Source organism: Zestosphaera sp., assembly GCA_038843015.1.
GTDB lineage: Archaea > Thermoproteota > Thermoprotei_A > Sulfolobales > NBVN01 > Zestomicrobium.
On sequence record JAWBSH010000004.1, the window covers coordinates 148,507 to 155,121 of the forward strand.

The window sequence follows — 6,615 nt, forward strand, 5'->3', positions numbered from 1 at the left end:
TGGTGTGTTTAGTGAGTAAGGTGTTCTCGACTGGAGTAAACCCTCTAAATATCGCTCTACCTGCTGGGATACCTTACGGGTCATTAACTCTGCTCTTAGGTCCTGGAGGCGTTGGTAAGTCTGTGATGCTCGCCAACTTATCGTGGAATTTCTTGAGAGACTCTAAGAATGCGGTAGTTTACGTGACTTTCGATGATTCTCCTGACGCTCTGCTCGCTCTCTACGACTACTTCAAGTGGGATGTTAGCAGGTATGTTAGTGAGGGTAGGTTCAAGATAGTAGATTGCTTTAGCTTTAGGTTAGGTCCATTCAAGAAGTCTGTCGGCGGGGTTGTTAGGGAGTTGGAGGTTAGAGACCTTAATTCTCTAATATATGCTGTGAGTGACGCGTCAAGCCCTACGAGAGGCTCTACGATGGTCTTGATAGACTCACTCAACGAGTTGATTCTAAAGTTTGAGGTTTCTCAGTTTCTAGACTTTATAAAGAGTCTTCGAGCAATAGTCGGTAAGGGCTTGGGGAACATAGTTATTGCCACAATACACACGACAACAGAGACGTTTCAGGAAGTAGTTAACTACTTAGAGTACCTAGTTGATGGAGTTATTGAGACTAGGTTCAACCCCTCACTCATGGAGTACGGGATACCGGTCAAGGAACTCTTAGTTAGGAAGATGAGGGGCGTGCCAACAAACCCTGTGTGGATACCCTACGTAATAAGTAGTGAAGGAATAGCTGCAGTAGACCCTCAAAAACTAGCCAAGGTACTACAAGAGAAAGTGAGGGAAGTAGAGAGCCTGAAGAAGATGCTCTCAGGTAGTGAAGATTGAGAGTAACTATAACAGTAGAACCAACATGCAATCTCTGCGGAGAATGCGTAAACTACTGTCCAACAAAAGTCTACAGAATAGAAGAAAACAAACTCATATACGAACAAGAAAAATGCATATACTGCAAAGCGTGCGAACCACTATGCCCGCAAAAAGCAATAAAAGTCAAAGCAGAACACAACACACTAAAACATAAACAAACAACAATTACGAAACACTTTTAACCCTCGAATAAAAAGAAATAATAGAGCCGGGGTCGCCTAGCCTGGTAGGGCGCCGGCCTGCTAAGCCGGTGGGGGAACACCCCGCGCGGGTTCAAATCCCGCCCCCGGCGCCACCCCTCATAAACACCCACGATACCCTCCACAGGACCAACGTACTTATCCCCATGGTATAGGTAGAACCTACCCTTCACAACTTTAACCCTCCAGGTAGAGGGCATTGGTTACCCCCGCGATGTGGATACACCTTCGAGGTATAAAAAGTATATTGAGAGACTTGATGGAGGGGTAACTCTATGATAACTCTAGGACTTCGTAGATTGTTGAGGGCTAGATCTACTCACTAGGGTGGAGTTCGTGAGGGTCTTGTTCACCGGGGGCGGGTTTTATCAGTCATAATATGGGATTCAGGTTTCATATAGGTCGGTGTTGTTTGTTATCAACTCTTGGCTTCACAGGCCTTAGGTCTCCTTTCATCAGAGGCCTATTGTAAGTGGATTGATCGCCTTTGATAGGTTCAAGGCGATTCATGCTGGGGGAAGAATTCAGGTGCATGGTGAACTCGTTGGAGAAACAGAGGATTACTTCCAGGGCTATCTCTTCAGTGTATTATTTAGCCTCGGCGAATGGATGTGAGGATAAAGACCATTCACAGGTAATAAGGTGCCTCTCGAGCGCGTCATAGTAGTTGGTTACTCGTATCGAGAAAAACAAAAACCGTATCCCCGAGCCCCGCTCTATGTGTGGTAGGGGTGACGCGCCTGAGACCAGGCGCCGGGCTGAACCCTAAAAATTGGAAAGTAGCTCTAAACCTCCTCCAGAACCCCGCACTTTAGGGCGGGGAGGAGTTCAGGTACTTCTTCTTGTAGAGGTCAAGAGGGCATCTGTGGGATATGTGCTATGCTGATGAGCTGATTATGCGGGTTTCTGGCAGTTAAGTATGTTGTCGGTTAGTCGATCTATATGAGGTTTAGTGTGAATGGCTTGATGGATAGGAAAGTAAGTTAGTATAGAGGTTGTAACATCTAGACTTATATACCGATATTAGTATATCTAGGTGTGGGAATTGGAATGGGTAAGGTTAAGACTAGTATTTATGTTGATGAGGATCTCTGGAAGGAGTTCAAGAAGATTGCTTCTTCAAGGGATCAAGAGCTTAGTGAAGCTCTAGAGAGGCTTCTTAGAGAAGAGCTTATGGTGGATCTAGAGGTTGCTATCAGAGAGCTTGTTGACGAACTAGATACGGAACTGGATTTCAAACCTGTTAAGGCGAAGGCCCCCGTTAGTGAACTTGTTAGAGAGATGCGGGATGAGAGAGAAAGTCGTTTACTTAGACAGTAGCGTCATTGTTAAGAGGTACATCGAAGAACCCGGTAGCGAATACGTAGGACAGCTATACGTGCAGGCTTACAATGGCTTAATCAAGATATCTTTCAGTCTCTGGAATATCGGTGAAGTACTTGGAGTTCTGGATAAGTCGAGAACAAGAGAGATCATTACAGCTGAGGACTACCAAGTAGTTAAGAAACGATTCTTGAGCGAAACTCTAAGGCTTACTAAGCTTGGGTACCTGGTTACTGTACCAGTTAAATTATCTACGCTTAGAATAGCCTGGAAAATCGTTGAGAAACACCACATATACCAAGCAGATGCGCTACAGATAGCCTCAGCAAAATCAATAAATGCAGACGAGTTCCTAGTCGCAGATAAGAAGCTCCACCAAGTAGCACTAGAAGAAGGATTAAACTCTAGCTACATCACTTAACAAGTCTCCTTCAAGAAGTGAGGAAGAAAAACGATAGCCTGATATTAATCTATTCTTGATAAACGAATAGTGCAAATGCTTAAAGCCTATTACTAGATGTTGCCGTAGTTTAAACATAGTTAGTGTTTATAGAGTTGAGCCTTTGGTGTTGATACCTCTATGCATAGTGTTTTAAGATGATGTCGGATTCCTTGATTATATCTGTATCTATTGTAGCGAACTTTCCGCATTCGGCTGGCAAGCTTGCTGCTAGGTGTAGAGGAGGTAGTGTTCTAAGCCTTAGAGTAGTGCGTACTTTACTGTTTGGTTCGTATCTACCTTGCTTAGATGTTTGAGACTTTGTTTCTGTGTTGACTTCCCGACTAGTATTGCTGAGCCTGACTTCAATGTTCTTTGAATATGTGCACTTACTTAATTAACTTGAAAAGTCCTCTTTTCATATAATTGACTTAAGGTCTTCTAATGTGTATATAATCCCTTTTATCTTGTAATTGTGTTGTTTCAGGAACTCGATAAACTCTTCGTCTATTGTTAGCCATGGAATATCGGTTGTCCTAGCTGTAGAGTAGTACAGAGCATCTATGTAGTCTTTATGGCCCTCGTTGTAGATTCTGTAAGCCTCTACGTATGCTTCTACGGGTATGTCTAGCATGTTGTACGTGTTTCTTATAGAGTCTAGACCCACTTTAACTATGTCGAGATGTTCTGGTGGTATAGCTTTGAGTACTTTCCACATCGCCTCTAGGATTCCGACTTCTAAGTAGTAGATTTCTAGCTTTCTAAACAGAGCTATAGCTTTTAAAGCATCTTCTTCGATCTCTACGCCCAGAGCTGGTAAAAGGAATGTCGTATCAACTAGTACCCTCGGTTTCCGCGATATACTTCTTCTGCTCACGCAAGCTCTCCTCCTCAAGTTCTCTCAGAGTTACTCTCGCGACCTTCTTGCCCTTAAGCGAGAGAGTTATAGCATCTGGTAATGGTATAACTTCCAGCTTATTATCACTTACGACAAGCATAACTCTACTCCCCTCGTCAATGCCCAGTATATCTGCAATCTTCTTCGGTATGACTATAGTCCTTTTCCGACCAACACGTACTGTCAGACTTTCGGGCATTTCAGACTACCAATAAATTCTAACCTACACTACCTAATAAATATAGCGAGCAACAACACCCACAGATTATAACTCTAGAGCTGTCGTACGGGTAAGTGCCGACTGTTAGGACGGCCTCGGGCTAGGTATGGTGCGCTAGTAGTTGACTACCTAGACGGGCTGTCGTAGTAAGAGTTGACTTACACTTACTAGGCACCTTAATTACTAATCACGTTATACTACTCAAAACAAAAACCATACCCCCAAGCCCCGCACTATGCGGGGTAGGGGTAACGCGCCTAAGATCGGGCGCGGGGCTGAACCCTAAAAATGGGGAAGTAGCTTCAAACCTCCCCAGAACCCCCGCACTTTAGGGTGGGGTCAGCACCATTTCATGCTTAGCTTGTACTGGCTTGTGTCCTCGCCTTTCTTCGGCTTACGGAAGATGAAGAGGTGCTCGTGAGCTATCAGGTAAAAGTCTTTTCCTTTACTGCTCTCTTCGACCCAGCACTCGCAAGCCGCTTTGGTCAACGGCTTCCACCTCCGTTCCGTGACCTTGGTGTTCCACTGGATCTTGACGATGTCTTCTTTGAGTATGAAGCCGGCTTCTAGGAACTGCTGCATGACCCTGAAGGATATTGGGACGTAGTGCCTGTGTTGCCTGGTATCACCGATGAGTATAGCGCAGTACCTACCGGGCTTCAACACCCTGAAGCTCTCCTCAGCAACCCTACGCATACCGCTTAAGTACTCCTCCAGGCTGTAGACCTGCGAAAGGTCCCCCGGAATAGGCTTCTGCTTGGAGTAGGGGATTATGTTGAAGTAGGGTGGATGAGTTGCTATGAAGTCTATGGACTCGTCCTTAACTAGGTCGAGGTTCTCGGCGTTACCGTGGTACACCCTGATTTCAGGTTCTTTCCAGTTAGGGATAAGTGGTCTATACGTGAAGTTCAGCCTATCCAGGGTCAGTATTACGGCTTCGTAATTTATGTCCACGCCTATTGCGTTCCTCCCGAGAAGCTTGCACTCGACTAGGGTAGTCCCACTACCGCACATCTGGTCCAGTACCCATTCGCCAGGCTTAGTATATCTTAGGAGAAGGTTCCGCACAAGCCTCGGAGACCAGTTACCCCTGTAGTTTCCTCTGTGAGTAGCCCAATCACCTCTCTCAGGAAAGCTCCAGACGGTTGTGGTTTCAAGCGTGAAGTCCCTAGGTTGATACTCCCTGATCTCGTGCTTCTCACCCACCCTAATCGCAGTATCTTCGATGACGACCTCTCTGTGGGTCTTAACGTACTCAAGATACTCCTCGAACGTAACCAGACGCATTCGCATCAAGCATCCAGCACCTACTACGGAATTTTCTAGGGGAAATTATAAAAACCCTTAGGCGCTAAAGGCGGTTTGCGAGTTCTACTCTAGAAGCAATACTAGCTTCGAGCCCCTTCACGGTTTCAACAGTTAAGGAAAATTCCAGCTTATCCACAACAGATTACCGTTCTACACGACCAGATTACAGGGATTATCAGCGAGGTATCAAAAAATAAAGATAAAGTAAAGGTCAGGTAAGTAGAGGATTTATTCCATACTTCACTAGGTTCTGTTCATTGGTGATAGTTGTTGTTAGGTTGAACTTGTTCCACGGGCTTACACGCAACTCGAGGAGTTAGGTACGATACTAATCTACGATGATATCGAGTTGTTCAATCCTGCATGCGGAAAAGTGGTCAGGGAGCTTTGAGAGTTCGAGTATTCAAACATCTCTTAAAATAGTAGAGCTACCTTCACGGAGTATTGCTAAGTGAATTCAGGGGGACTGCACAGTGAAGGTGATCAAGAAGACTGAAAGTACGCGAGGCTGGATGTGAACGGCTTGATGAATAGGTGGTTATATAGGTATTATAGGTATGTTGGAATAAAGGTTGCAGCATTTAGACTTACATCATTGATACTAGTATATCTAGGTATGGGAGTCAATGAGAGTGAGATTAAAACCTGTATTTACAATTTCGAAAGCCTCGCCCTTTAGGGCGGGGATGGTGTGGTAAGGTTTATAAGCTCTGTATTCTCTAATGTGTTCTTGGGATAGCCGTGGAGGGTGGCTCTCAGACGTGGTTTGTGTTTAGGAGTACTAGGCATGCAAAATACTGGTGTGGTTATCACTTTGTGTGGATTCCTAAGTACCGTAGGGATGTTCTGGTGGGCGGTGTTGCTGAATACGCTAGAGAAGTGCTGAGGCAGATACTACTTGAGCTCGGTTGTGAACCTATAGCTATTGAGGTGCTACCGGACCATGTCCACGTGTTTTGTTCATGTCCTCCACGACTATCCCCAGCGTACGTGGTGAACTACCTCAAGGGTAAGAGTGCTAGGAGGATACTGCAGAGGTACCCGGAGCTGAAAACCGGTGCTAGTAGAGGTAAGCTATGGTCTAGAAGCTACTTTGTAGCAACAGTTGGTAGTGTGTCAGCAGATGTTGTCAAGAGGTACGTGGAGGAGCAGTGGGAGAAGAAGAAATGAAGAGAACAGTAACACTAAGACTAGCAACAGATAGAGAATCGGAGAATAAGCTCAAACTACTTTGCTCACTATCAGCTAAGCTATGGAACGAAGTCAACTACACTAGGAGGAGAATGTTCTTCGAGAACAAGAGAGTAGACCTGAAAACGACTTACGGGGAGTTCTACGAGAAGTACAAAACCTTAATA

General features: G+C 45.1%; 9 protein-coding genes and 1 tRNA gene. 7 read left to right on the forward strand and 3 right to left on the reverse strand.

The features are described from left to right. The first annotated feature begins 11 nt into the window (after positions 1-11). From QXL29_04545 to QXL29_04565, 5 genes are all read left to right on the forward strand, one after another. Positions 12-827 (forward strand): RAD55 family ATPase, encoded by an 816-nt coding sequence (locus QXL29_04545; GenBank protein ID MEM2283863.1) that lies wholly within the window; start codon positions 12-14, stop codon positions 825-827. Beyond that, the gene (locus QXL29_04550; protein ID MEM2283864.1) at positions 824-1,051 is read left to right on the forward strand and encodes a 4Fe-4S binding protein; all 228 of its coding nucleotides are present in this window, start codon (positions 824-826) and stop codon (positions 1,049-1,051) included. Before QXL29_04545 ends, QXL29_04550 begins: the two co-directional genes overlap by 4 nt. Positions 1,052-1,076: 25 nt before the next feature. After that, positions 1,077-1,164, forward strand: a tRNA-Ser gene (locus QXL29_04555). A 955-nt stretch (positions 1,165-2,119) separates the two neighbouring features. Continuing rightward, positions 2,120-2,389: a hypothetical protein gene (locus QXL29_04560; protein MEM2283865.1), complete on the forward strand. Its 270-nt coding sequence runs from the start codon at positions 2,120-2,122 to the stop codon at positions 2,387-2,389. Beyond that, positions 2,358-2,813 carry a type II toxin-antitoxin system VapC family toxin gene (locus QXL29_04565; GenBank protein ID MEM2283866.1) on the forward strand — a complete coding sequence of 152 codons (456 nt, stop codon included), beginning with the start codon at positions 2,358-2,360 and terminating at the stop codon, positions 2,811-2,813. Before QXL29_04560 ends, QXL29_04565 begins: the two co-directional genes overlap by 32 nt. A 436-nt stretch (positions 2,814-3,249) precedes the next feature. Here QXL29_04565 and QXL29_04570 read toward each other — a convergent pair whose 3' ends face one another. The 3 genes from QXL29_04570 to QXL29_04580 form a co-directional block, all read right to left on the reverse strand. Then, positions 3,250-3,708 carry a PIN domain-containing protein gene (locus QXL29_04570; GenBank protein MEM2283867.1) on the reverse strand — a complete coding sequence of 153 codons (459 nt, stop codon included), beginning with the start codon at positions 3,706-3,708 and terminating at the stop codon, positions 3,250-3,252. Continuing rightward, a complete protein-coding gene (locus QXL29_04575) occupies positions 3,665-3,928 on the reverse strand; it encodes an AbrB/MazE/SpoVT family DNA-binding domain-containing protein (GenBank protein MEM2283868.1) in 264 nt (87 codons plus the stop codon). The genes QXL29_04570 and QXL29_04575 overlap by 44 nt, the downstream gene beginning before the upstream one ends. 360 nt (positions 3,929-4,288) lie before the next feature. Then, positions 4,289-5,236: a DNA methyltransferase gene (locus QXL29_04580; GenBank protein ID MEM2283869.1), complete on the reverse strand. Its 948-nt coding sequence runs from the start codon at positions 5,234-5,236 to the stop codon at positions 4,289-4,291. 762 nt (positions 5,237-5,998) lie between these two features. Between QXL29_04580 and tnpA the strand changes: the two genes are divergently transcribed. Together tnpA and QXL29_04590 are read left to right on the forward strand one after the other, a co-directional pair. After that, a complete protein-coding gene (tnpA, locus tag QXL29_04585) occupies positions 5,999-6,427 on the forward strand; it encodes an IS200/IS605 family transposase (GenBank protein MEM2283870.1) in 429 nt (142 codons plus the stop codon). Further along, positions 6,424-6,615 (forward strand): transposase (locus tag QXL29_04590; GenBank protein ID MEM2283871.1); only part of this gene is annotated, 192 nt, incomplete at its 3' end. The genes tnpA and QXL29_04590, both read left to right, overlap by 4 nt.

Excerpts from the sequence above, each read along its gene's own strand:
- QXL29_04560 (MEM2283865.1), top strand. The coding sequence starts at position 2,120 with ATGGGTAAGGTTAAGACTAGTATTTATGTTGATGAGGATCTCTGGAAG.
- QXL29_04575 (MEM2283868.1), bottom strand. The coding sequence starts at position 3,928 with ATGCCCGAAAGTCTGACAGTACGTGTTGGTCGGAAAAGGACTATAGTC.
- QXL29_04565 (MEM2283866.1), top strand. The coding sequence starts at position 2,358 with ATGAGAGAGAAAGTCGTTTACTTAGACAGTAGCGTCATTGTTAAGAGG.
- QXL29_04580 (MEM2283869.1), bottom strand. The coding sequence starts at position 5,236 with ATGCGTCTGGTTACGTTCGAGGAGTATCTTGAGTACGTTAAGACCCAC.